This window comes from Ensifer sp., from assembly GCF_035999135.1.
GTDB lineage: Bacteria > Pseudomonadota > Alphaproteobacteria > Rhizobiales > Rhizobiaceae > Ensifer.
Window position 1 is genome coordinate 23,749 of sequence record NZ_DASYGZ010000080.1, and the last position, 23,618, is coordinate 47,366.

The following is a 23,618-nucleotide window of genomic DNA, read 5'->3' on the forward strand; positions in this document are numbered from 1 at the left end:
TGAAGGATTTTGCCCGGATGGCGACGGAGCGCACCCTGCCCAACCTCTGGCATGCGACGGCACCGGCCGCGCCCGAGACACGGCCGCTTGACCGCGACCTTTCGACTGATGTCGCCATCATCGGTGGCGGCTTCACCGGCCTCTCGGCAGCCCTCCACCTCGCCGAAAAGGGCGTTAAGGCAACGGTCACCGAAGCGAAGATGATTGGCTTTGGCGGGTCCGGCCGCAATGTCGGCCTCGTCAATGCAGGCATGTGGGTAAAGCCAGACGACCTGATCTCGACGCTCGGCCCTGATGCCGGAAACCGGCTGCTCACCGAACTCGGCGACGGCCCGTCGATGGTCTATGCACTCGTGGAAAAGCACGGGGTTGCCTGCGAGGCCGTGAGGAACGGCACCCTGCACATGGCCGTCGGCAGCGAAGGCGTCACCGAGATCAAGGATCGCGAAGCGCAATGGCAAAAGCGCGGCGCCCCGGTCGAGGCGCTGTCGGCCGAGCGCGCACACGCGCTCACCGGCGCCGAAGGCTTTTCCGGCGCCCTGCTCGACCGCCGCGCCGGCACGATCCAGCCGCTTGCCTATGCCCGGGGCCTTGCCCGCGCCGCGCTTGCCGCCGGCGCTGAAATCTACACCGACACGCCACTGACCGGTGCCGAACGCCAGGGCGACAGCTGGGTGCTGAAAGCCGGCAACAGCGTCGTGCGGGCCAGGAAGGTCATCCTTGCCACCAATGCCTATGGCGGCCTTTTCGCCGAAAGCCCCTGGCAGGCGCATACGCAGGAACTGACGATCCTGCCCTATTTCCAGTTCGCGACCAATCCGCTGCCGGAACAGGTCGCAAGCCGCATCCTGCCGGAGCGCCAGGGCACCTGGGACACGGGCCTCGTCATGACCTCGTTCCGCATGGACCAGCAGAACCGGCTGATCTTCGGCTCGATCGGCAGGCTCGACGCGCTCGCTGAAGGCACGCACCGCGCCTTTGCCGCCCGCTCGCTGCGCAAGCTCTTCCCGTTCCTCAGTGATTTCCGCTTCGAATACTGGTGGGACGGCCGCATCGGCATGACCACCAACAACCTGCCGGCCATGCACACGCTCGCCCCCGACGTCGTCTCCGTCAGCGGCTACAACGGCCGCGGCATCGCGCCGGGCACCGTCTTCGGCCGGGCGCTTGCCAACCATGTCACCGGCGAAGCATCAGCCATCCCGCTTGCTGAAACGCCGGTTACCCCCGACAGCTGGCGCGGCGTGAAGTCGGCGTTTTATCATGCGGGCGCGCAAGCGAAGCATTTCATCGACCGGCGGTTTTGAGCGGGCGGTGCACTCGGCGCGTGCGTCGAGCTTGCGACAAACCTCGGCTTGAATGTTGGAATCTCGGCGTGTAGCTTCCACTACGGGTGCCTATCCAAACCTGCTGCCGGGTTGAAGGGCCGTTAGAATTCCACTCGACGACCGTGTTCATCAACGTCGAAGTGTAATCGGCAGACTTCGGCCAAGAGCATCGGATCGTCATATGTGGAATCCGCAGGTTAGGTTCTCGTCTGCTAACATCGCCGCCCTGAAGAAATCGCTTCGGGACAATTATCCCCACATCAAATCATCGCATTTCGACGAGGCAATCGCCGCCTCGATTGGCTTCAATTCTTACGCGGCGATGCGCCCGGTCTTGGTTCAGGTCGGCAACTACGCCCGGCTAATCGTCATTGCCGATCATATGCTGCTTCTGCTTCGGCTGGAGGAACTGGGCTATAGGGACATCGACGCGGGCGACCTGCGCCATCTGATGTGGGACATCAAATTCCCGGACCGTTGGTACGACAACCAGCTCGACGAGGCTGTCTCGAAACGCAGACGGCCGGTCGCGGCCAATTCGCATTAGCGGTGCCGATCGTCGACTTTGCGTGCATCCGGTGGCGTTTTTCTGCGGCCGCGTCGCAAGATCGGCGATCCGGTCGCGTTAGAGCATGCGTCACGCGCAAGACGCCTCAGTCAAGTCTCCGATTGGTCCGTCGCAGCCTGCCGCATTCGTCTGTGGTCGGACCGAAGCGGGGAACCGCGCCGTTTGCCGTCTTGCGGACATATTGGCGCCGCCTAGACTACTTCCTACAACAATTATTCAAACTTCGGATTGCACAACATGCCGCATTTATACCGGAACACCGATGAAGGTCTCTTTGCTTCTCTTTCGGGCGGCCAAACTGTTATCGATTGGTTGGGATACTGCCCGACGTTTCACGACGCGGAGCTGGAACGATTGGAGATTGCCGGAGGAAACGCTGCGCTGACCCTTCGAACATTCAGGATGACGAACCAACTTGGACCGCAAGGTTATTTTGCCCTCGATCGTCATTCGCTGGTCACGATGCGAATGAGTGGTGTCTCGGGCATCAAGCTGACGGGAAACGCATCGTCAATCATCTCGGCGCTTAGGATTCGCCGACTTGACGCCGACGAGGCAGCTTCGAACTGGGAAACGTGTGAGAGTCCGGTCAGCGGCGACATTGAGGTGACATTTGACACATCGATTGGGCTTTATGGTTCGATCTATGCAAGGGAAGTGGCGTTCGAACTTCAGCCGTTGGCCGTAGACCAAGCTACGTGAGACGAAAAACTGTTCCCGGCGCACCTCACGGCGCGCATCTCGACATCTGTTGTCGGCGCAAGGAAGTCGCCGCCCTGCCCGGACCTACCCACATGCTACCGCCCCACCTGCACGCAAAACCAAAAACGCCCCGAATCATTCCCTGACCCGGGGCGTCATCTCTCGAATCTCTATGCTCGCTTATGCCGCCGCGCGATAACCCGAGCCGGCGCTCACCTGCACATGCCCGGACGTGCGAAACGCCCGGAGCCGTGTCGCGATCGTCTCGGCTTCGCCCGTCAGCGCCTGGCTGGCGGCATTGGCCTGCTCGACCATCGCGGCATTCTGCTGGGTGATCTGGTCCATCTGGGTGATGGCGGTGTTGACCTCCTGCAGGCCGGTTGCCTGTTCGGCAGTGCTGGCGCGGATGGCGCCGAAGACGGAGCTGACTTCGACCACCTGGGCGACGATCTGCTGCAGCGACTGGGCCACCTGGTTGACCGAGTTCACTCCGTCGTCCACCTGGCCGCGCGATTTGGCGATCAGACCCTGGATGTCCTTGGCGGCATCGGCGCAGCGCTGGGCGAGAGCCCGCACTTCGGAGGCGACGACCGCAAAGCCCCTTCCCGCCTCGCCGGCGCGCGCCGCCTCGATGCCGGCGTTGAGCGCAAGCAGGTTGGTCTGGAAGGCGATCTCGTCGATGACGTCGACGATGCGGGCGATGCTCGCCGACGACGTCTGGATCTCCTGCATCACCTCGATCGCGTGGCTGACGATCTCGCCGCTTTGTTCGGCATTGGCGCGCGCGGCGATCACGGTCGAATTTGCCTGGTTGGCGCCCTCGGCCGTCTGCTTGACGGTGCGTGTCACCTGCTCGACGGCGGCCGCCGTCTCTTCAAGGTTGGCCGCCTGCCGCTCGGTGCGCCGCGCCAGATCGTCGGCCGCCGCGGCAATCTCCTTGGCGCTGGTGTGGATCTGGCTGGCGCCGGCCTCGATGCCACCGATGGCGCGCGAAAGCTCGCCCATCGCGTGGTTGAAGTTCTCGCCAAGCTCCTGGTAGGCAACCGGCAGATCGGCGCCGATGCGCGCCGTCAGGTCACCGTCGGCGATCTTCTTCAGCGCCGCTCCGAAGGTCTTGCTGATCAGCGCCCGCTCTGCGGCCAGCACCTCTTCCTGCACGGCGCGCTGCTTGGTGACGTCGGACGCGTCCATGTAGACGGAGATCGACAGGTCCATGTCGAGGAAGACGCCCTTGATCAGGCTCGACAGCATCGCGCCCATGTCCTCGGCGGACGTTCCCTTGCGCGAAAACAGCCCGGCCTTTTGCCAATGCGCCCTGACGATTTCGGTGATCAGGTGCTCGGCAATCAGCGCGTAGCCGCCGATGTACCAGCGTGGCTCAAGCCCGATGCGGGCGTGCACCTGGCCGATGGTGCGGACCTTGGCGCTGTACTCTTCATTGAAATTGGCGTCGGCGATATTGGCCCAGTGGCCGACCTGCGCGCCCTTGGCGCGGTCGATATGGGCGTCGGACGAGAAGAAGCGCTTCGTCTCCGGCGTCGTCTTGACGCGCTCGTAGAACTTGTCGAGCGCCGGCTTCAGTTCCTTCTCGAGGATCGGCTTCAGCGCCTTGAGGCTCGTCTTGGCGGCATCATCGAGCGCCATGAAATTCAGACGACCGGCGACGTCCTGCGTTCCGGTTGCGGCGTGTTCCGTTTTCATGCGCGACTTCCCTGCATGCTCTGCTGCATGTCGATCGAAAACGAGACCATGCGGCAGTTCAAAGTGATACGGCGACCTTTGCGCGACGTGAATGACGCGCGGCGCTGTCGTGAACCATGGAGACAGGATCGGCAGCGCCTGGCGCCGATCATGGCCGCAATCATGGCGGCCGGTATGCCCTTCCGCGCATTCGCGGGGCAAGCTGTGTCCAAGGGCACAGTTAGAAGCACAGGGTAAAGGAAGCCTTACGGGCGACAGCCAATTCGCGAAGGCTGACACGGGATTCAACCGTAACTGACGAACGTCAATTCCGGTTGAATAACGGCTACGGGTAGACTTTCCCGCAAGAAACCGAATGATGTCAGAAGGTTGAGCCAAGCCCGGTCAACGCGCGGGATCGCTTGTTTCCTGAGGCGGCGTTGCTGGATCGAACGCCCCTGCGTCGAAACATCACGCCGCGCGGCGCGAGGCCCAGGACGGCATACGGGCGGCCCAGGAGCGGCGCGCCTTCAGAGGCATCAGCGCCTGCACTTCCCGTGCAAGGGCAGCCGCGTTCTCGCAGGCCTTGTCGAGATTGCTGACACGAGCCGGATCCATCGCCTGCAGCGTGCCGCCGCATTCGAAGATCTCGCGGTAGGCGGCGCGTTCGACGATCGGGGTATCGAGCACCGAAACGCCGCGCTCGGCAAGCATGGCCTTGATCGTCTGCAGGGCGCGGGTGGTGACCAGCGAATTGACGCGGGTGAGCACGACCGAATGGTTGATCCTGAGACCCGAGCGGTCCTGGATCTGGCGGATCAGTTCAAGAATTTGCGCGGCACCCTTGGCATCCATGGCGCAGCCCTGCACCGGGATCAGCACCTGGTCGGAGACCGCGAGAGCAAGCGCGACGATCTGGTCCTTGGCGCCCGCGAGATCGATGACGATGTAATCGGCATCGTCCTTCGCCTCGCGGATATGACATTCGAGCGAGCCGGGCGTGATGTGCGAGATGACGGTGAGATTGGCGATGTGGCCGGAGGCTTCGGCCCAGCTGGTGATCCAGCGCTGCGGATCGGCGTCGAGAACCACCACCTTGTGTCCCTGTCGCGCCAGTTCGGTCGACAGGATCAGCGCCGCCGTCGTCTTGCCCGCGCCGCCCTTTGCATTGGCGAAAGTGATGACCGCCATGATATTCCCCATTCTCTGCATGTTTCGCGCGAACCGTTCGGCCATGGCCGGTGCTTCGCTTCTTAACGAAACCTTACAGAAGATGGTTAACGAAGTGGTAACGCGGGGACGTCAAACCTGACAGTGGGGTCGCTCGAGACCACCAGCAGCGACGCCGTGAGAGACGGAAAAGCTTCAGGAAACCGGCTTCAGTGCGGCAGGACGACAAGGTCGGCCGCGCGCTGCGAGCGATAGCACATCGACGAGAACGGACCGTGCCGCGCCGCTTCCCCGGGTGGCTCGAGCAGCCTCAGAACGTCGTCGGCATAGTCGCTGGCATTGACCTGCGCCTTGCCAAGGTTGCTGACCTTGGCCGGATCCAGCGAATAGAGCGTGTGGCCCTCTTCGAACAGTTCGCGAAAGGCGGTGCGCTCGACCAGCGGCGTATCGACCAGCCGGATGCGGCTTTCGGCAAGCAACAGCTTGACCCGGCGCATCGCCCTGGTCGTCACGATCGGGTTGACCCGTGTGAGGAGCACCGCATGGTTGATGTTGGCGCGGGCGTTGTTTTCGATGTAGCGGATCAGTTCGAGCACCTGGATCGCGCCGCGTGCGTCCATCACGCAGCCCTGCACCGGGATCAGTGTCAGGTCGGAAAGCCCGATCGCAAGCGCCACCAGCACATCGGCAGCACCCGACAGGTCGATCACCACATGCTCGACCTGACCGTGCAGTCGTCTCAGATGATCGCTGAGCGTGCCCGTTGAAACCCCGGCTATGACGGAAAGATTGCTGTCGCTGCGGCCGTGTCGGAACCAGTCGGTCATGCAGGCAAGCTGGTCGCAATCGAGCACCGCAACCCGTTCGCCCCTGCGGGCGAATTCGCAGGCCAGCAGCAAGGCTGCCGTCGTTTTGCCTGCTCCCCCCTTCGCATTCGCGAGGGAAATGATTGCCATCGGTCGACCCTACTCGTCACGGCCACGGAACCCGGCGGCCGAATACTTACGCACGTCCTAATGGAAGCGTTTCAGATCGCGGTAAACGAAGCATGAAGATCGCGTTCCGCGGACGCAATTCACGACAGTTTCGTGACGATTAGGTGACAATTCGCCTGCAATGGCAAGTGGTACTTTCGACCCCTCTAAACTAAGGAGGCCGACGCCTGTGACCCCGCACAGGCGCCGGGCATTGCGTGTCAGATGCACTCGCGGAAGAGCGTCCTGGCCGCGTCGAGCGTCAGTTCGACCGGGTTGCCACCGGCCGTCGGATCGACGATTGCCATTTCAGACATCTCGTCGATGCGGTCGGTGCCGACGCCAAGCGCCGAAAGCTTGTCAGGAACGCCGAGTTCCTCGCGCAGCTTCAGCACGTAATCGTAGAAGCCGTCGAAGCCGCCGGAAATGCCGAGATAGGCGGCAGCGCGCACTATTCTGTCCTCGATCGCCGGGCGGTTGAAACGCAGCACCGGCGGCATCACGACCGCATTGGTCATACCGTGGTGGGTGTTGTAGATCGCGCCGACCGGATGCGACAGCGAGTGAATGGCGCCAAGCCCCTTCTGGAACGCGACGGCCCCCATGGCGGCCGCACTCATCATGTTGGCGCGGGCCTCGATGTCGGTGCCGTCCTTGTAGGCGCGCGGCAGATATTCCTTCACCAGCCGCATGCCTTCAAGCGCGATACCGGCCGACATCGGATGGTAGAATGGCGAGGAATAGGCTTCCAGGCAGTGCGCGAAGGCGTCCATGCCGGTGCCGGCGGTGATCACCTTCGGCATGCCGACCGTCAGTTCCGGGTCGCAGATCGTGACTGCCGGCAGGAACTTCGGATGGAAGATCACCTTCTTCACATGGCTTGCGGAATTGGTGATGACGCTGGCGCGACCGACTTCCGAGCCGGTGCCGGCCGTGGTCGGCACGGCGACGATCGGCGCAATGCCTTCGACGCTCGCGCGGGTCCACCAGTCGCCGATGTCCTCGAAGTCCCAGACCGGGCGGCTCTGCCCGGCCATGAAGGCGACGCACTTGCCAAGATCCAGGCCCGAGCCGCCGCCGAAGGCGACGACGCCGTCATGGCCGCCATCCTTGAAGGCCTTGACGCCGGCAGCCAGATTGACGTCGTTTGGGTTCGGATCGACGTCCGCAAAGATCGCCCGGCCGAGGCCGGCAGCTTCGAGAATGTCGAGCGCGTTCTGGGTGATCGCCATCGGCGCGAGGCCCCGGTCGGTGATCAGCAGCGGCTTTTTCATGCCGACCGCCTTGCAATGGTCGGCAAGCTCCTTGATCCGGCCGGCACCGAACTTCAGCGACGTCGGATAGCTCCAGTTGGCGGTAATCGTCATGCGGTGACTTTCTTCAGATGGTAGGATTTCGGACGGGTAAGGTTCTGGAAGCCGATGACCGAGAGCGAGCCGCCGCGGCCGGTTTCCTTGACGCCGGTCCAGCAAAGCGCCGGGTCGAGATAGTCGGCGCGGTTCATGAAGACCGTACCGGTCTCGATGTCGGCGCCGATGCGCGCGGCGCGTTCGGCATCCCGGGTCCAGAGCGATGCGGTGAGCCCGTACTGGCTGTCGTTCATCAACTCGATCGCCTGGCTGTCGCTCTTCACCTTCATGATGCCAACGGCCGGACCAAAGGTCTCTTCGCGCATGAAGGCCATGGAGTGGTCGACATTCACGAGGATCTGCGGCGCGAGATAGGCGCCGCCGTCATCGGCAGGGAAGAGCTTCGGATCGATCAACGCCTTGGCGCCCTTGGCAACGGCGTCGGCGATCTGCTCGCGCACAGTGGCGGCAAAGCGCTTGTTGGCCATCGGCCCGAGCGTCGTTTCCGGGTCGAGCGGATTGCCTAGCTTGTAGTTGGAAACCCAGGCCACCGACTTTTCGACGAAGGCATCGTAGAGTGACTCGTGCACGTAGATGCGCTCTATGCCGCAGCAGCACTGGCCGGAATTGTAGGTGGCGCCGTCCATCAGCGTGTCGACGGCGGCGTCGAGATCCGCATCTTCCATGACGTAGCCCGGATCCTTGCCGCCGAGCTCGAGGCCAAGGCCGGTGAAGGTGCCGGCAGCGGCACGCTCGATCGAACGCCCGCCTTCGACCGAACCGGTGAAGTTGACGAAGTCGAAGCTTTTTGCCGCGATCAGCGCCGCGGTCGTCTCATGGTCAAGGAAGATGTTCTGGAAGACATCAGCCGGAACGCCGGCTTCGACGAAGGCGCGCACCATGCGTTCGCCGACGAGGATCGTCTGGCTTGCATGTTTGATGATCACGGTGTTGCCGGCCATCAGCGCCGGCGCGACCGTGTTGATCGCGGTCATGTAAGGATAGTTCCAAGGCGCGACAACGAAGACGACGCCGTGGGCCTCGCGGGCGATGCGACGCTCGAAACGGTCGCTTTCTTCAATCACCAGCGGCTTCAGCGCATCGGCAGCGATCGACGCGACATAGTTCGAGCGCTCGTTGAAGCCCTTGAACTCGCCGCCGTAGCGCACCGGCCGGCCCATCTGCCAGGCGATCTCGGGCACCACCTCGTCCACCATCTCGTTGAGGCGGGCGACACCGGCCAGCACCAGATTGACACGCTCGTCGAGCGGACGGCGCGCCCAGGCTTTCTGCGCCTGGCGGGCGCGGGAAATCACCTGCTTTGCCATGTCGAGCGGCATAGCCGGGCGTTCTGCGTAGACTTCGCCGTTCACCGGCGAAATGCACTTGATCATGCTCATGATCGTCTTCCTGCTTTCATTGCGAATGATGCGATGGCCGCTCCGGTCAGGAACGGCCATCCTTGTGAGTGATTGTGTCCCGGGTCAGGCCCGTTCGAAACCGCGTGCGACCTCCCAGTCGGTGACGCGGCGATCATATTCTTCCTGCTCCCAGCGCCCTGCCCGCGCATAGTGCTCGATGACCTCGTCACCGAAGGCGGCGCGCAGCATCTTCGATTCTGTCAACGCGGCCGTCGCGTCGCGCAGCGTGCGCGGGATCTCGCGGACGTCCTTGCCGCCATAGGCATCGCCGACGAAGGGCGCTTCCAGTTCCATCTTGTTTTCGATACCGGAAATGCCGGCTGCGATCAAAGCGGCAAAGGCGAGATAGGGATTGAGATCGGAGCCGCCGACACGGCATTCGATGCGGATCGCCTTGGTTTCCTCGCCGCACAGGCGATAGCCGGCGGTGCGGTTGTCCTTGCTCCAGACCGCCTTGGTCGGCGCGAAGGTTCCGGCCATGAAGCGCTTGTAGGAGTTGATGTAGGGCGCGAGGAAGTAGGTGATCTCGCTTGCATGGGTGAGCAGACCGGCCACATAGTGGCGCATCATCTCAGACATGCCGTAATTGCCGCTCTCGTCGTAGAACTTCGACGACTTGCCGTCGGCACTCCAGAGCGACTGGTGAATATGCGAGGAAGAACCGGCCGCGGCATAGTTCCACTTGGCAAGGAAGGTGATGGCCTTGCCGCGCGACCAGGCGATTTCCTTGCAGCCGTTCTTGATGATCGCATGGCGGTCGGCCATCGTCAGCGCGTCGGCGTAGCGCACGTTGATTTCTTCCTGGCCGGCGGACGCCTCGCCCTTGGAATTCTCGACCGGGATATCGGCCCCCTGCAGGCCGTTGCGGATCGCCCGCATCACGTCCTCTTCCTTGGTCGTCTGGAAGATGTGGTAGTCCTCGTTGTAGCCGCTGACGAGCTGCAGGTCGCGATAGCCGGACTGGCGGGCATCGTCGTAGGACTGGTCGAACAGGAAGAATTCGAGCTCGCTCGCCATATAGGCCTTGAGGCCCATCTTCTCGAGCCGCGCCACCTGCTTCTTCAGGATCGCGCGCGGCGAATGCGGCACTTCCTCATGGGTGTGATGGTCGAGCATGTCGCAGAGCACCAGCGCCGTGCCTTCGAGCCAGGGGATGCGGCGAAGCGTCGAAAGGTCCGGCTTCATCGTATAGTCGCCGTAGCCCTTCTCCCAGCTCGTCGCCTTGTAGCCGGGAACGGTCTCCATCTCCATGTCGGTCGCCAGCAGGTAGTTGCAGCTATGCGTTTCCTTCCAGGCGCCGTCGACGAAGAACTGCGCGTGGAAGCGCTTGCCCATCAGTCGGCCCTGCATGTCGACCTGGCAGGCCAGCACCGTATCGATGCGCCCGGCGGCGACGTCTTCCTTCAACTCGTCAAACGTATAGCTCATCAACTTCCATCCCATGTTTGGTCACGCGGCCGTTCCCTTGGGTCACGATATTTTTGGGCCGCGTGAACGTGTTCCGTTCAGCTCGCCGGACGGGTTCCGGCAAAAGAAAAGGCGGAAGTCGCGGTCGCGCTCCCGCCCTTTTTGTCGTTGGTCAGACCTGGCCGACGGCCTTTTCGGCGGCGGCGATTTCCGCCTGGCGGCGCGCCACTTCGTCGCCGATCGGCGGTCCGCGGAAGCGGCGGCTTTCAAGGCCGAACCAGATGAGCGCCGTCAGCACCAGGAAGCCGACGGTGATGTAGAGCGCCCAGTCGTTCGGCGGCTGAACGCCGAGGATGAAGATCAGCACCATCGCGAGGATCGAAAGCACGGCGAAGAGCTTGAACATGCTTTCGCCGAGGTTCCACGGGCCCATCTTGTCCCACTTCGAGGTTCCCCAGGCGAACAGACCGAGCGTGATCGGGATCGCGAAGGAGAAGAACAGGAAGATGACCGTGCACGAAACGACGATGGTGTAGACCGGCGTCTCGCCGATCGAGACCAGCGACGAGCCCCAGACGAAGAGCACCGACAGGATCGAGCCGACCCAGATCGCCGCAACCGGGGTGCGGTAGGTCGGGCTCACCTTGGCCAGCGCCTTGGAGGCCGGCAGGCCGCCGTCACGCGAGAAGGCGAAGATCATGCGCGACACCGAGGTCACGGTCGCCAGGCCGCACAGCCACTGGCTGACGAGGATGGCGAGATAGAGGATGTCCTTGATGATGGGGTGCACCTGCGCATCCATCGCCCAGAAGAACACGTTCCAGCCCTGCTTGGCGGCGTCGTCCATGTTCGGGATCATCAACACGAACGAGCACAGCATGATGTAGCCGAAGAGAGCCGACCAGAGCACCGACGAGACCATGCCGCGCGGCACGGAATGGGCGGCCTTGACCGTTTCTTCCGAGGTGTGCGCCGAAGCGTCGTAGCCGGTGATCGTGTAGATCGGCAGGAGCAGGCCGAGCAGGAACACCCAGGTGCCCGAGGTCTCCGGCCAGACATTGCCGCCGGCTTCGCCGGAATAGTTGGAGAAGGTGAAGAGACGGGCGATGTCGTAGCTGTCGGCAGCCGTCAGGCACACCAGCGCCAGAAGGATCGCCGTCGCGAAGATCAGGTAGCCGGAGAAGTCGGTGAGCTTGGCGGTGAGCCCGATGCCCATGTGGTTCACCATCGCCTGGCCGCCGGTGATGATGGCGAGGAAGACGATGCGCGTCAGCGTCGTGTCGGCAAGACCGAAGTATGGCGTGCCGAAGGAACCCATGAAGAAGTAGTAGGTGCCGACGTTGATCGCGCCGAGAACGGTGACGAGGCCGAGCAGGTTGAACCAGGCCGTCAGCCAGCCGGTGAAGCGGTTGCCGAGGATCGATCCCCAGTGATAGAGGCCGCCAGCCGTCGGATAGGCCGAGCTGATCTGCGCCATGGCAACGGCGAAGACGAAGGAAATGAAGCAGCCGAGCGGCCAGCCGATGCCGATCGCGGCGCCCCCCGCGCCTGCGGTCGCCTGGGCGAGCGAATTGATGCCGCCTGAAAGAATGCAGATGATCGAGAACGACACCGCGAAGTTCGAGAACTGGCTCATGCGCCGCTCGAGCTCCTGGGCGTAGCCCATCGAGTGCAGGACACTCATGTCCTGCTTTTGGTCTGAATCACTGTAGTCTTGCATTTTTCTTCCCCTGATTTCTTCAGACCACGCCGCCCCATTGCGGCAGGGTCCCATCAACCACCCCGCCCCGGCTGCCCGGAACAGGACCGCGGCCAGGCCGCTCCCCAGGGTCTTTTATTGTACTGAAAGTGCCGCCACGCCTTTGCCAAGCAGCCCTTCCAGGTAATCGGCCATGACCCTTTGGCCGATGTCATTGCGAATGAGATCGTTGCGAATCTCGATCATCACATTCGGCAGTCCGTTGTGGACGCCGTATTCGATCAGGCTATGGGTAACGCCGTCGGCCGGCCCATAGGGCTCGTTGCGGCGGATATCGTAGGCGACCTGCCCCTTGGTGGCGGCAGAGAGCATGTGATCGGCAAGCCGGCTGTCGGCGTCGTGCAGCACGCCGACCTCGACTGCGCGCGGATTGCCGAAATAGACGGGCGTGAAACTGTGCATCGTCACCAGCACCGGCGGCCGGCCGGCAGCCTTGCGTTCCGACACGAAGCGGGCGACCGTATCGTGGAACGGCCGGTAGATCTCGTCGACACGCGCCTGGCGCTCGTCGGCCGTCATCGTCCGGTTGCCGGGGATCTCATAGACCTCGCTGACGACAGGCATCGCCGCATCCGCTTCCGGCGGGCGGTTGCAATCATAGGCAAGGCGCGAGAAGCGCTGGTAGATCAGCGCCCCGTCGAGTTTGGCGGCGAGCAACCTCGCAACGGCAAGAGCGCCCGGATCCCAGGCGATGTGACTTTCGAGCGCCTGCGCGCTGAGGCCAAGCGTGCCCAGCTTCTCCGGCACCCGGCGCGAGGCGTGTTCGCAGACGAACACGACGTCGCCCTTGCCCGAGGCGTTTTCGATCGCAACGGGATCGCCATCTGTTTCTGTCAGAAGTCGCGTCAACACCGGCATCCCCTCTTGCCCCGTTAGACGTTCGTTAATGAAAAGAATTCTTCAGAGAATGGCGGGTGTCAATCAAAATCTGAAACGATCTCTTCAAAATTGCGATTGACTCCAATTGTGACAGCGATGTTTAATCTGTCACAAACCGGCTTTAGATCGGTTCAGGGGAGATAATTTGAGCAGCAAGGCGACATCGACGACGGTGTCGGATGTGATCACTGCCCACTTCACCGCGCTGACCCGTGCGGAGAAGCAACTGGCGGAGACACTTCTCGACAACTATCCCGTTTCGGGACTCGGCTCGATCACGACGGTCGCCGAGAACGCCGGCGTTTCGACCCCGACGGTCGCCCGCATGGTGCAGAAGCTCGGCTTCCGCGGCTTTCCCGACTTCCAGGCACGGCTGCACCAGGAGCTGGAAGCGACGATCTCCAACCCGATTTCCAAACACGACCGCTGGGCTGCAAACGCACCCGGCACCCACACGCTCAACCGCTTTGCCGACGCGATCACCAGCAATCTGCGCGAGACGCTGACCCAGATCGAGCCGCAGGAATTCGACGCGGCAGCGGCCCTCATCGCCGACCGCAAGCGCAACATCTATCTGCTCGGCGGCCGCATCACGCGCTCGCTCGCCGACTATCTTTTCACCCACCTCCAGGTCATTCGCCCGGGTGTCACCGAAATCGCCACCAATGCCAGCGCCTGGCCGCATTACGTGCTCGACATGCGCCAGGGCGACGTACTGATTCTCTTCGACATCCGCCGCTACGAGCAGGAGATGGTGACGCTCGCCAGGTCTGCCCGCGAGCGCGGTGTCGAGATCATCCTTTTCACCGATCGCTGGAGTTCCCCGGTCGCCAAGTCTGCCTCGCGCGTGTTCCGTTCCGAGATCGAGGTGCCGTCGGCCTGGGACAGTTCTGTGGTGATCCTGTTTTTGATCGAGGCGCTGATCGAGGCCGTGCAGAGTTCGAACTGGGACGAAACCCGCGACCGGATGAAGACGCTCGAAGGTCTTTTCGATTCCACCCGCATCTTTCGCAAACCCGTCTAGGAGAGACCACCGACCCGTTCACGGAATCTTATGCAGAAATGCGACAGCTAAGGCGCGCGTGCCGAAAAGAAATGTTCTTCCAACGACATACGCGACGTGAACAGAAAAACCGCTGTCACATTACTTTCATCGCATCTCTTTAACAGCCTAGCCGAAATCGACTGAACCCCACGAATTTGACTAAACCCATAAGGAGAACACCCGTGATTTCAAAAACACAACGCCTGCTTTCGCTCTCCACCGCTATCTTCCTGGCAACGACGGCAATTGCGGCCGCCGAGCCGAGCGCGGAGCTCATCGAAGCCGCCAAGAAGGAAGGCATGCTGACCACCATCGCCCTGCCCCACGACTGGTGCGGCTACGGCGACGTCATCGCCTCTTTCAAGGCCAAGTACCCGGAAATCCAGGTCAACGAACTGAACCCTGATGCAGGCTCGGCCGACGAAGTCGAAGCGGTCAAGGCCAACAAGGACAACAAGGGCCCGCAGGCGCCGGACGTTGTCGACGTCGGTCTCGCCTTCGGCCCGCAGATGAAGGCCGAGGGCCTGCTGCAGCCGTACAAGGTTTCGACCTGGGACGAAATCCCGGATAGCGTCAAGGACGCCGAAGGCTACTGGTACGGCGACTACTACGGCGTCATGTCGTTCCTCGTGAACAAGGACCTCGTGCAGAACGCCCCGAAGGACTGGGCTGATCTCCTGAAGCCGGAATATGCCGGTCAGGTCGCTCTTGCCGGCGACCCGCGCGCGTCCAACCAGGCGATCCTCGGCGTTCTCGCCGCCGGTCTCGCCAAGGGCGCAAAGGCCGGCAAGGAAGCCGGTGAAGCTGGTCTCGGCTATTTCGCCGAACTGAACAAGGCCGGCAACTTCGTTCCGGTTATCGGCAAGTCCGGCACGCTCGCCCAGGGTTCGACCCCGATCGTCGTTGCCTGGGACTACAACGCTCTCGGCTGGGCAAAGACGCTCAACGGCAACCCGCCGACCGAAGTCGTCGTTCCGGCCAGCGGCGTTCTCGCCGGCGTCTACGTTCAGGGCATCTCGGCCTACGCGCCGCACCCGAACGCTGCCAAGCTCTGGATGGAACACCTCTATTCGGACGAAGGTCAGCTCGGCTGGCTCAAGGGCTTCTGCCACCCGGCCCGCTTCAACGCCATGGTCAAGGCTGGCAAGGTTCCGCAGGAACTGATCGACGCCCTGCCGCCGGCAGCTGCCTATGAAAAGGCCTACTTCCCGACCCTCGAAGAAGTCGACGCCAACAAGGCTGCCGTCACTGGCGCGTGGGATTCCGTCGTCGGCGCGAACGTTCAGTAAGCCTTTCCACAGAGATGTCGCCCCGGCCGGTTTTCCGGTCGGGGCGCATACGTTATTTGTAAGAAATTCAAGTTCTTGGAGCGGGAAGAGGATACGTTTTGGCGGTTTTGCGCCAGCCTCCCGCCTCACTTGCAAGCATCTATAACGCCCGCGTCGATAACGCGGCTTCAGGGGCGCGAACGGAATGTCATCAGCTAAACCCGACGCCAGCCCGCCGGCGCGTCGCCTACCGCTTCACTGGCTCGGCATCCTGCCCTTCGCCGCCTTCGTGACGCTGTTTCTGATCCTGCCGACGGCAAAGATCGTGATCGGCGCTTTTCAAACGCCGGAAGGCAGCTTCACGCTTGAGAACATTCGCGGCCTGTTCACGCCGTCGATCCTCGGCGCGTACTGGATCTCGATCAAGATCAGCATCGCGTCTGCCCTTCTCGGCTGCCTGATCGGCTTTGCCATGGCCTCGGCCATCGTCTTCGGCGGCCTGCCGAAGGGGATCCGCGGGCCGCTTTTGACCTTCTCCGGCGTTGCCTCCAACTTCGCCGGCGTGCCGCTCGCCTTTGCCTTTCTGGCGACGCTTGGCCCGGTCGGCATCGTCACCGTGTTCCTGCGCTCGAACTTCGGTCTCGACTTGAGGATGCTCGGCTTCAACCTGCTCTCCTTCTGGGGGCTGACGGTTACCTATCTGTTCTTCCAGATCCCGCTGATGATCCTGATCATCACGCCGGCGCTCGACGGGCTGAAGCGCGAATGGCGCGAGGCCGCCGAAATCCTCGGTGCCACGGGCCTGCAATACTGGCGCATGGTCGCCTTCCCGATCCTGCTTCCGTCGCTGCTCGGCACGCTGGCGCTGCTCTTTGCCAACGCCTTCGGTGCGGTTGCCACCGCGATCGCGCTTACCGGCTCGTCGCTGTCGATCGTGCCGATCCTGCTGTTTGCCCAGATCCGCGGCGACGTGCTTGGCAATCCGCATCTCGGCTATGCGCTCGCCTTCGGCATGATCGTCGTCACCGGCATCGCCAACGCGATCTATATCTGGCTGCGCAGCCGCAGCGAAAGGTGGCTGAAATGAAGAAGATCTGGGCTTGGGGGGCCCTCGTTTTCGGCCTCCTCTATTTCACCCTGCCGCTAATCGGCATGACCAACTTCTCCTTGAAGATGCGCCGCGGCGAATATTCCTTCGACGCCTATGCCAAGGTCTTTGCTGACCCGCGCTTCCAGGAAACCTTCACCTATTCGGTGATGCAGGCGCTGTTCACCATCGTCTTCGGCGTGCTGCTCGTGGTGCCGACCGCCTATTGGGTCCGCCTCAAGCTGCCGCGCCTTCGCCCGGTGATCGAGTTCATCACGCTTTTGCCGCTGGTCATTCCGGCGATTGTCATCGTCTTCGGCTATATCCGGCTTTACAACACCTCGAGCTGGCTGCCGCTGACGGGATCGCTCACCGGCACCAACATCCTCCTGATGTTCGGCTACGCCACCCTGGCGCTGCCCTATATGTACCGCGCCGTCGACACTGGCCTCAGAACCATCGACGTCGGCACGCTGACCGAAGCGGCCCAGAGTCTCGGTGCCGGCTGGACGACGATCCTGGCCAAGATCATCCTGCCGAACGTGCTTGTCGCGGTGCTCTCGGGCGCCTTCCTGACCTTTGCCATCGTCATCGGCGAGTTCACCATGGCGGCACTGCTCAACCGCCCGGCCTTCGGCCCGTACATGCAGCTGCTCGGCGCCAACCGCGCCTATGAACCGGCAGCACTCGCCGTCATCGCATTCGGCATCACCTGGGGCTGCCTCGGCCTCATCCAGCTCGTCTCGCGCTTTCAAAAAAGCGCGCCTCCTAAGGCCTGAGGACCGCACCCATGAGTTTCCTGTCACTCACCAGCATCAAGAAGTCCTTCGGCCCGGTTCAGGTCGTGCACGATTTCAACATGAACATTGAAAAGGGCGAGTTCGTCTCGTTCCTTGGGCCGTCGGGCTGCGGCAAGACGACCGTGCTTCGCATGATCGCCGGCTTCGAGACACCGACCAGCGGCCAGATCGTCATCAACGGCAAGGACCAGAACGCGCTGAAGCCCAACCAGCGCAACATCGGCATGGTGTTCCAGGCCTATGCGCTGTTTCCCAACATGAACGTGCATGACAACGTCGCTTTCGGCCTCAAGGTCGCAGGCGTCGACAAGTCGGAGATCGACGCACGGGTGAAGCAGATGCTCGGGCTGATCAAGCTTGAGCACCTGGCGGACCGCTTCCCCTACCAGCTTTCCGGCGGCCAGCAGCAACGCGTGGCGCTAGCCCGCGCCATCGCGGTCAAGCCGCAGGTGCTTCTGCTCGACGAGCCGCTGTCGGCGCTCGACGCCAAGATCCGCGTGTCGCTGCGCGAGGAAATCCGGCAGATCCAGCAGCAGCTCGGCATCACCACCGTCTTCGTCACCCACGACCAGGAAGAGGCGCTGTCGATCTCCGACCGCATCGTCGTCATGAATGCCGGCCGCGCCGATCAGATCGGCACGCCCTTCGAGATCTACAACACACCGTCGACACGTTTCGTCGCCTCCTTCGTCGGGACGCTCAGCATCATCGAAGGCAAGGTTGCAGATCCGGCATCCGGCGCCGTCACCATCGGCAACCAGCAGATCGCGCTGAAGGACCCGATTGCCGGCATGAAGGGCGGCGACAGCATCTCGCTGGCGCTGCGGCCTGAAGCAGGCTCGATTGCCGAAGGCGCCAAGGGCGATACGGCCCTTGCCGGCGAGGTCGTCTCGACCAGCTTCCTGGGCTCGGTCATCCGCACGCGCCTTCGCGTCGGCGGCGACGTCATCTCCTTCGACATGTTCAACAATCCGGGCGTGGCCCCGCCGGTCTCCGGCGACAACGTCACGCTGCGCTTTGCCGCCAAGGACCTGCTGGTCATTCGCGAGTAACACCCCTCCAGTTGACGCTGGCGCGCTTCGCGCCAGCGTGCAGGGAGCAAGTGCGGGGACCGCGGGCTCTCCGTGCTGAAAACATCGTGAGGTCGCGATCATGGCCAAGGCTGATCCGAGCGCCTTCGTCCGGCATATCCAGGACGAACTCTCCGATCTCGGACCTGTCCAGATAGACCGCTTCTTCGGCGGCTGGGCTTATGCGGTCGGTGACAAGCGCTTTGCAGTCAGCATCAAGGACCGCCTCTATTTCCGGGTCGACCAGGCGCTGAAAGACGCGCTTGTGGCTGAGGGCTGCCAGCCCTTCACCTACCAGAAGGCCGGCAAGACGGTCGTCGTCCACCGCTTCTACGAGGCGCCGCTCGATTGCCTCGACGATCGCGATGCCCTTCTCCATTGGGCCGGACGGGCCGTTGCCGCCGACGACGGTGAGCTGCGCGCATAGCGCTTCGCCGCATGCGCCGCCGCAATGGCGGGAACGAATTTGTCGCGCTTCCACCGGACAAGCAAAAATCTGTCGTGATTTCCGCGCTTTTCGTCGCAGCGTGCGTTTGACCGGGCAGCCCCGGCCTATATAGTCACCACGTTCTCAGGGCGGGGCGAAATTCCCCACCGGCGGTAGCGAGGGAAACCTCGAAGCCCGCGAGCGCCTTGAAGCTCATGCTTCAGGGGTCAGCAGATCCGGTCGAATTCCGGAGCCGACGGTCACAGTCCGGATGGAAGAGAGCAAGCAGGAACGTGGGCCCCGCGACGGGTCCCCGCGCGCATGCATGTTCGCCCGACGGGATCATTGGAAAACGCCAAACCCTGAAAGGCTTGAGACCATGACCATTCTTTCCCACCCCACCGCCAAGATCGCGATCGTCCGTGCCCGCTGGCATGCCGATATCGTCGACCGTGCGGTCGATGCGTTCGTTAAGCAGTGGACGAAGCTCGGCGGCTCGGCTGCCGACGTCGAAATCTTCGACGTGCCCGGTGCGCTCGAAATCCCCCTGCATGCGCAGACGCTGGCCAGGACCGGCCGCTATGCCGCGATCCTCGGCACCGCGTTTGTCGTCGACGGCGGCATCTACCGCCACGACTTCGTCGCCGGCACCGTGCTCGACGCCATGATGCGCGTGCAGCTCGACACCGATGTTCCGGTGCTTTCGGCCGTGCTGACGCCGCACAATTTCCAGGAAAGCGAGCCGTTGATCGCCTTCTTCCGCGAGCACTTCGTCGCCAAGGGCACGGAGGCCGCCAACGCCTGCGCCCAGATCCTCGACGCCCGCGCCAAGCTGGCGCTGGTCAACGCCTGATCGGCTCTGGCGGCTTAGGTTCTGGCGATCGGCTCGCCCCTCATCCGCCCGGTGAGGGCTTGTCCCTCATCCGGCTGCCGCCACCTTCTCCCCGCTTGCGGGGAGAAGGACGCAAACGGCGCCCGTGCAGCCGCAATCTTTTCCTCGCTATCGAGAGCGATCGTCTCAAAGCGCCAATCAGAGACTCTACATTGGCAAGAGACCTCGTCCCCTCCCCCCGCCTGCGGGGACAGGGTTAGAGTGAGGGGCAGCCACGACCTGCCGCGCTTTCCTGAATCTATCTCTCAGCCACCTGAATCGCTTCGCCAGCAGCACCGGACAAGCTGCTGTATCGACTCGCAAAATCAATGGACCACCCCACCCTCCTGCAGGCTGCGCTCCAGCGCTGCCATGCGCTGGCGGTGGCCGCCGGCCTCATAGCCGACGATTGTCACCACAGGCGCAAACATCAGGATCACCAGGCACATCGCCATGTCGAGGCCTGCCATGGCCGCAACCACAGATGCCGCGAGCACCAGCACTGTGCCGAGGAGCAGCCAGAGCTGCAGCCGGCTGATTTGACGCAAGAGATAGGCGTACATCGCATACAGCAGCCCGATGTAGAACGCGACGGGCACCGCCACTGTCAGAACGGTTGCGACCGAGCCGATATGCGCCTTGTGTTCGATGTAGTAGGCCGCCACGTGCAACCCGGCGCCGGTGGCGACGATCGCGGCGAAGATCGGCATGTGGCCGTAGCCCCAGACGAAGGAACGCTTGAGGCGGTGGTGATGCAGGACCTCGGCGCTCGGCAAGAGGAAATAGATCCACCACATGCCGAAGGTAAGCCCCGTCCCCGCGAGACACACGAGCGCGACATCGAGGTTCCAGCCTTCGCCATCGACCACCGCCGAGATCGAGGCCACCGTGCCGACTACCCCCTCACCGAGCGCGATGATCGCCAAGAGCCCGTAGCGTTCTGCGATGTGGTGCGCATGCCAGGGCGTGCCGCCGTGGCGCGTCTCGGCAAGATAGGGCCCGAGCATCTCGATCGCCGTCAAGGCGACGACCATGGCGAAGGTGATGGTGAGCGAGAAGTCGAAAAAGATCAGCACGATCCAGCCGATCTGAGCGACGCTGATCGCCTTCACATAGACCATGCAGGCGTCGTGCCTCGCCGGGTCCTGGCGGCTGGCGCGCAGCCATTGGAAGACCATGGCCACGCGCATGACGACGTAACCGAGCACCATCACGCCGTTGTTCAAATGTTCGCCCTTGTCGATCGACTCGAACATCGGCGGCAGGCCGATGGCGAGGATCAGCACGCCCACCATCTGCACCATGGTGACGCTGCGAAAGATCCAGTCATCCGTGTCGTAGGCGGACGCAAACCAGCTGAAATTGATCCAGGCCCAGCAGATGGCGAAGGTGGCAAAACCGAAGCCGATCAGGCCGGCGCCGAAATGGCCCTCGGCGAAAAGATGCGCGAGCTGCGCTGCGGCAAGGCTGAAGGCGATGACGAAGGTGAGATCGAACAAAAGCTCGAGCGTGGTTGCCGTCCGGTGATGTTCGTCGGTGTCGCGGCCGCTCATGCGCGCCACGTGATGATGGGTGCTTAGATGCGGTTCGTTTGCGGCTGTTTCGGTCATGCGGCGGCACCCTTCTGTGACAATCCGCAAGCATATTCAAATGTTTGCAAAAGCGCCGTCAAGACTGACCGCATCCCGCTACGAAAAACGCCCGGCATTTCTGCCGGGCGTGTCGTCACGATGCCTGAGGGAGGATCAACGGGCGTCGCGAATTCTGACGTCAGGCTTTAGCTGCGTCCAGTCGATCGATCGCGTCGACGTTGCCGGCCGAAGAGCCGTTCGGGTCGAATTCGGACGCAATCCAGGTATCGACGATCGCCTTGGCCAGCTCCGGTCCGATGACGCGGGCGCCCATGGTGATGATCTGGGCGTTGTTGGATTTGGCCGCACGCTCGGCCGAATAGGTATCGTGCGTCAGCGCGGCGCGGATGCCCGGAACCTTGTTGGCCGAGATGCACACGCCGATGCCGGTGCCACAAAACAGGATGCCGCGCTCGTTTTCGCCGTCGACGATGGTCTGCGCCAGCTTCTGGGAGAGATCGGCGTAGAAGCCGGACTGGCTGAGATCAACGACCTCGACGTCCGACCGACCCGCCAGATGGGCGGCGATGACATCCAGCAGGGGCTTGCCGGCGCTGTCTGCCCCGATTGCAATCTTCATGATTGTTCCTTTCCAAATGAACTGCCGCGCGACTGGCTCAGATCGCCTTTGAAACGCGCTTCAGAATGTCGAGATAACCCGTGACGTCCCAGGCGGAGCGGCCGATGAAGAGGCCGTCGATATGCGGCTGGGAGATCAATTCTTCGCAATTGCCGGGGTTGACGCTGCCGCCATAAAGCACGGCCAAGCGCCTGCCGAGGACAGATTCCGCCACCTCGGCGATGCGCCTGTGGCGCTCGTCGGCATAGTCCGATGTGGCCGGAATGCCGTTGACGCCGATCGCCCAGACCGGCTCGTAGGCAAGCAGGATCGTCGCCGCCTTCGCCTCGCCATCGAGAAGCGCCAGCGCACCCTCGACCTGGCGCTTCAGCACCTGGTCCGCCTCGCCCGCCTCGCGTTCGGCAAGCGTCTCGCCGATGCAGATCAAGGGCACCAGGCCATGGCGAACGGCCGCTGCCGTCTTCAGGCCGACGGTGCGATCCGTCTCGCCGAAATGCTCGCGCCGCTCGCTGTGGCCAAGCTCGACCACGTCGAGATTGCAATCTTTCAGCATCAGCGGCGAGACCTCGCCGGTCCACGCACCGGCATCGTCCCAATGCATGTTCTGTGCGCCGACCTTGACGCTTGTGCCGGATAGACGCGCCTTGACCTCGCGCACTGCCGTGAAAGGCGGAATGACGAAACGCTGGATGCGGTCGTCGCGCGACGCGTCGGCCGCCGCAAGACCGTCGGCGAAGGCCATCGCCTCGGCGAGCGTCTTGTTCATTTTCCAGCTGGTACCGACCCAGAGGCCTGACGTCTTCATGCTTGCTCCTTGGAATTATCGATCCTGACCAGCCTGATGCCCGCCTCTTCAAGCGGTGCCGCGTGCTCGGCCGCAACTTCGGCGCCGGTTAAAACCGCATCGAAGGCGTCGAGCCCGGTCAGGAAATGCAGCGCCGAGCGCCCGAACTTGTCGTGGTCGACCAGCAGGTATTTGCGCTTGGCCGCCTTCACCATCAGGCGTTTGGCCTGCACCACCTCCTGATCCTGGTGGAAGGCGGTGGTGCCCTCGATCGCCGAACTCGAAAGAAAGGCGATGTCGACGCGCAGCGCCCTCAGCGCCTCGTCGGTGACGATGCCGAAGAAGCCGTTGAACTTCTTGCTGTACTGGCCGCCGAGCGCGATCACGTTGATACCCGGCGCACCCGAAAGGCTGGTGATCACGCCGAGATTGTTGGTGATGACGGTCAAGGGGCGGATGTCGCGGATGCAGTCGGCGATAGCACCTGTCGTCGAGCTGTCGTCGATCAGGATGCTCTGCCCCGGCTCGATCAGCGACGCCGCATGTTCGGCGATCCGGCGCTTTTCGGCCGTGGCGATCTTCTCACGATAGCGGAAGTCGCTTTCAAATTGCGGGCTCGACTGGATCGAGGCGCCGCCATGCACCTTGCGCAGGAGCCCCGCCTGCTCGAGGTCGTCGAGATCGCGATGCACGGTCATCTTGCTGACGCCAAAGCGCAAGGAAAGGTCCTCGACGGACGCCGTTCCGGCCTCCATCAGCACATCCATGATCGCCTGTCGCCTGTCTTCCGGCTTCATCGTCTCGGTCCCGATCACGCG

22 protein-coding genes and 1 riboswitch are annotated in these 23,618 nt (G+C 62.9%); of the genes, 10 read left to right on the forward strand and 12 right to left on the reverse strand.

Annotated features, from left to right (window positions below):
• Positions 1-17: 17 nt before the first annotated feature.
• The 3 genes from VGO12_RS09165 to VGO12_RS09175 all read left to right on the forward strand — a co-directional run bounded on the left by VGO12_RS09165 (position 18) and on the right by VGO12_RS09175 (position 2,598).
• Entirely contained in the window at positions 18-1,307 is a 1,290-nt protein-coding gene (locus VGO12_RS09165) for an FAD-binding oxidoreductase (RefSeq protein WP_327512429.1), read from the forward strand.
• A 202-nt stretch (positions 1,308-1,509) separates the two neighbouring features.
• Complete coding sequence (locus VGO12_RS09170) at positions 1,510-1,875, forward strand: hypothetical protein (protein WP_327512430.1); 366 nt, start codon at positions 1,510-1,512, stop codon at positions 1,873-1,875.
• 258 nt (positions 1,876-2,133) lie between these two features.
• Positions 2,134-2,598 carry a hypothetical protein gene (locus tag VGO12_RS09175; RefSeq protein WP_327512431.1) on the forward strand — a complete coding sequence of 155 codons (465 nt, stop codon included), beginning with the start codon at positions 2,134-2,136 and terminating at the stop codon, positions 2,596-2,598.
• 180 nt (positions 2,599-2,778) lie between these two features.
• On the opposite strand, the gene VGO12_RS09180 is transcribed toward VGO12_RS09175, so the two are convergent.
• The 8 genes from VGO12_RS09180 to VGO12_RS09215 all read right to left on the reverse strand — a co-directional run bounded on the left by VGO12_RS09180 (position 2,779) and on the right by VGO12_RS09215 (position 13,207).
• Positions 2,779-4,299, reverse strand: coding sequence for a methyl-accepting chemotaxis protein (locus VGO12_RS09180; protein WP_327512432.1), 1,521 nt, complete (start codon positions 4,297-4,299; stop codon positions 2,779-2,781).
• 450 nt (positions 4,300-4,749) lie between these two features.
• Positions 4,750-5,469 carry a ParA family protein gene (locus tag VGO12_RS09185; RefSeq protein ID WP_327512433.1) on the reverse strand — a complete coding sequence of 240 codons (720 nt, stop codon included), beginning with the start codon at positions 5,467-5,469 and terminating at the stop codon, positions 4,750-4,752.
• Between the two features lie 188 nt (positions 5,470-5,657).
• Complete coding sequence (locus tag VGO12_RS09190) at positions 5,658-6,404, reverse strand: ParA family protein (RefSeq protein WP_327512434.1); 747 nt, start codon at positions 6,402-6,404, stop codon at positions 5,658-5,660.
• A 239-nt stretch (positions 6,405-6,643) separates the two neighbouring features.
• Positions 6,644-7,789 carry an iron-containing alcohol dehydrogenase gene (locus VGO12_RS09195; RefSeq protein ID WP_327512435.1) on the reverse strand — a complete coding sequence of 382 codons (1,146 nt, stop codon included), beginning with the start codon at positions 7,787-7,789 and terminating at the stop codon, positions 6,644-6,646.
• Complete coding sequence (locus VGO12_RS09200; RefSeq protein ID WP_327512436.1) at positions 7,786-9,171, reverse strand: aldehyde dehydrogenase family protein; 1,386 nt, start codon at positions 9,169-9,171, stop codon at positions 7,786-7,788. Before VGO12_RS09200 ends, VGO12_RS09195 begins: the two co-directional genes overlap by 4 nt.
• Positions 9,172-9,255: 84 nt before the next feature.
• Complete coding sequence (locus VGO12_RS09205) at positions 9,256-10,620, reverse strand: glutamine synthetase family protein (protein WP_327512437.1); 1,365 nt, start codon at positions 10,618-10,620, stop codon at positions 9,256-9,258.
• A gap of 151 nt (positions 10,621-10,771) precedes the next feature.
• Positions 10,772-12,319 carry an amino acid permease gene (locus VGO12_RS09210; protein WP_327512438.1) on the reverse strand — a complete coding sequence of 516 codons (1,548 nt, stop codon included), beginning with the start codon at positions 12,317-12,319 and terminating at the stop codon, positions 10,772-10,774.
• A gap of 114 nt (positions 12,320-12,433) precedes the next feature.
• Complete coding sequence (locus VGO12_RS09215; RefSeq protein ID WP_327512460.1) at positions 12,434-13,207, reverse strand: N-formylglutamate amidohydrolase; 774 nt, start codon at positions 13,205-13,207, stop codon at positions 12,434-12,436.
• Between the two features lie 175 nt (positions 13,208-13,382).
• Here VGO12_RS09215 and VGO12_RS09220 point away from each other — a divergent pair, with 175 nt between their 5' ends.
• From VGO12_RS09220 to VGO12_RS09250, 7 genes are all read left to right on the forward strand, one after another.
• Complete coding sequence (locus VGO12_RS09220) at positions 13,383-14,261, forward strand: MurR/RpiR family transcriptional regulator (protein ID WP_327512439.1); 879 nt, start codon at positions 13,383-13,385, stop codon at positions 14,259-14,261.
• 203 nt (positions 14,262-14,464) lie between these two features.
• Positions 14,465-15,571, forward strand: coding sequence for an ABC transporter substrate-binding protein (locus tag VGO12_RS09225; protein WP_327512440.1), 1,107 nt, complete (start codon positions 14,465-14,467; stop codon positions 15,569-15,571).
• A 184-nt stretch (positions 15,572-15,755) separates the two neighbouring features.
• Positions 15,756-16,637 (forward strand): ABC transporter permease subunit, encoded by an 882-nt coding sequence (locus VGO12_RS09230; protein WP_327512441.1) that lies wholly within the window; start codon positions 15,756-15,758, stop codon positions 16,635-16,637.
• On the forward strand, positions 16,634-17,416 hold the full coding sequence (locus VGO12_RS09235; RefSeq protein WP_327512442.1) for an ABC transporter permease: 783 nt from the start codon (positions 16,634-16,636) through the stop codon (positions 17,414-17,416). The genes VGO12_RS09230 and VGO12_RS09235 overlap by 4 nt, the downstream gene beginning before the upstream one ends.
• Before the next feature lie 11 nt (positions 17,417-17,427).
• Positions 17,428-18,489, forward strand: a complete 1,062-nt coding sequence (locus tag VGO12_RS09240) for an ABC transporter ATP-binding protein (protein WP_327512443.1) — start codon at positions 17,428-17,430, stop codon at positions 18,487-18,489.
• A 100-nt stretch (positions 18,490-18,589) separates the two neighbouring features.
• Positions 18,590-18,934, forward strand: a complete 345-nt coding sequence (locus tag VGO12_RS09245; RefSeq protein ID WP_327512444.1) for a TfoX/Sxy family protein — start codon at positions 18,590-18,592, stop codon at positions 18,932-18,934.
• A gap of 136 nt (positions 18,935-19,070) precedes the next feature.
• Positions 19,071-19,221, forward strand: a riboswitch (FMN riboswitch).
• 92 nt (positions 19,222-19,313) lie between these two features.
• Positions 19,314-19,787: a 6,7-dimethyl-8-ribityllumazine synthase gene (locus tag VGO12_RS09250; protein ID WP_327512445.1), complete on the forward strand. Its 474-nt coding sequence runs from the start codon at positions 19,314-19,316 to the stop codon at positions 19,785-19,787.
• A gap of 344 nt (positions 19,788-20,131) precedes the next feature.
• Here the strand turns inward: VGO12_RS09250 and VGO12_RS09255 are convergent, their stop codons facing one another.
• From VGO12_RS09255 to VGO12_RS09270, 4 genes are all read right to left on the reverse strand, one after another.
• Entirely contained in the window at positions 20,132-21,415 is a 1,284-nt protein-coding gene (locus VGO12_RS09255; protein WP_327512446.1) for a low temperature requirement protein A, read from the reverse strand.
• Between the two features lie 160 nt (positions 21,416-21,575).
• Positions 21,576-22,016, reverse strand: a complete 441-nt coding sequence (locus tag VGO12_RS09260; protein ID WP_327512447.1) for an RpiB/LacA/LacB family sugar-phosphate isomerase — start codon at positions 22,014-22,016, stop codon at positions 21,576-21,578.
• Positions 22,017-22,053: 37 nt separating this feature from the next.
• The gene (locus VGO12_RS09265; RefSeq protein WP_327512448.1) at positions 22,054-22,821 is read right to left on the reverse strand and encodes a triose-phosphate isomerase; all 768 of its coding nucleotides are present in this window, start codon (positions 22,819-22,821) and stop codon (positions 22,054-22,056) included.
• The gene (locus tag VGO12_RS09270) at positions 22,818-23,597 is read right to left on the reverse strand and encodes a DeoR/GlpR family DNA-binding transcription regulator (RefSeq protein WP_327512461.1); all 780 of its coding nucleotides are present in this window, start codon (positions 23,595-23,597) and stop codon (positions 22,818-22,820) included. Before VGO12_RS09270 ends, VGO12_RS09265 begins: the two co-directional genes overlap by 4 nt.
• Positions 23,598-23,618 lie beyond the last annotated feature (21 nt).

Bases quoted from the DNA above. Each gene is read 5' to 3' on its own strand.
- VGO12_RS09165 (WP_327512429.1), top strand. From the start codon at position 18: ATGGCGACGGAGCGCACCCTGCCCAACCTCTGGCATGCGACGGCACCG.
- VGO12_RS09170 (WP_327512430.1), top strand. From the start codon at position 1,510: ATGTGGAATCCGCAGGTTAGGTTCTCGTCTGCTAACATCGCCGCCCTG.
- VGO12_RS09175 (WP_327512431.1), top strand. From the start codon at position 2,134: ATGCCGCATTTATACCGGAACACCGATGAAGGTCTCTTTGCTTCTCTT.
- VGO12_RS09180 (WP_327512432.1), bottom strand. From the start codon at position 4,299: ATGAAAACGGAACACGCCGCAACCGGAACGCAGGACGTCGCCGGTCGT.
- VGO12_RS09185 (WP_327512433.1), bottom strand. From the start codon at position 5,469: ATGGCGGTCATCACTTTCGCCAATGCAAAGGGCGGCGCGGGCAAGACG.
- VGO12_RS09190 (WP_327512434.1), bottom strand. From the start codon at position 6,404: ATGGCAATCATTTCCCTCGCGAATGCGAAGGGGGGAGCAGGCAAAACG.
- VGO12_RS09195 (WP_327512435.1), bottom strand. From the start codon at position 7,789: ATGACGATTACCGCCAACTGGAGCTATCCGACGTCGCTGAAGTTCGGT.
- VGO12_RS09200 (WP_327512436.1), bottom strand. From the start codon at position 9,171: ATGAGCATGATCAAGTGCATTTCGCCGGTGAACGGCGAAGTCTACGCA.
- VGO12_RS09205 (WP_327512437.1), bottom strand. From the start codon at position 10,620: ATGAGCTATACGTTTGACGAGTTGAAGGAAGACGTCGCCGCCGGGCGC.
- VGO12_RS09210 (WP_327512438.1), bottom strand. From the start codon at position 12,319: ATGCAAGACTACAGTGATTCAGACCAAAAGCAGGACATGAGTGTCCTG.
- VGO12_RS09230 (WP_327512441.1), top strand. From the start codon at position 15,756: ATGTCATCAGCTAAACCCGACGCCAGCCCGCCGGCGCGTCGCCTACCG.
- VGO12_RS09235 (WP_327512442.1), top strand. From the start codon at position 16,634: ATGAAGAAGATCTGGGCTTGGGGGGCCCTCGTTTTCGGCCTCCTCTAT.
- VGO12_RS09240 (WP_327512443.1), top strand. From the start codon at position 17,428: ATGAGTTTCCTGTCACTCACCAGCATCAAGAAGTCCTTCGGCCCGGTT.
- VGO12_RS09245 (WP_327512444.1), top strand. From the start codon at position 18,590: ATGGCCAAGGCTGATCCGAGCGCCTTCGTCCGGCATATCCAGGACGAA.
- VGO12_RS09250 (WP_327512445.1), top strand. From the start codon at position 19,314: ATGACCATTCTTTCCCACCCCACCGCCAAGATCGCGATCGTCCGTGCC.
- VGO12_RS09255 (WP_327512446.1), bottom strand. From the start codon at position 21,415: ATGACCGAAACAGCCGCAAACGAACCGCATCTAAGCACCCATCATCAC.
- VGO12_RS09260 (WP_327512447.1), bottom strand. From the start codon at position 22,016: ATGAAGATTGCAATCGGGGCAGACAGCGCCGGCAAGCCCCTGCTGGAT.
- VGO12_RS09265 (WP_327512448.1), bottom strand. From the start codon at position 22,821: ATGAAGACGTCAGGCCTCTGGGTCGGTACCAGCTGGAAAATGAACAAG.
- VGO12_RS09270 (WP_327512461.1), bottom strand. From the start codon at position 23,597: ATGAAGCCGGAAGACAGGCGACAGGCGATCATGGATGTGCTGATGGAG.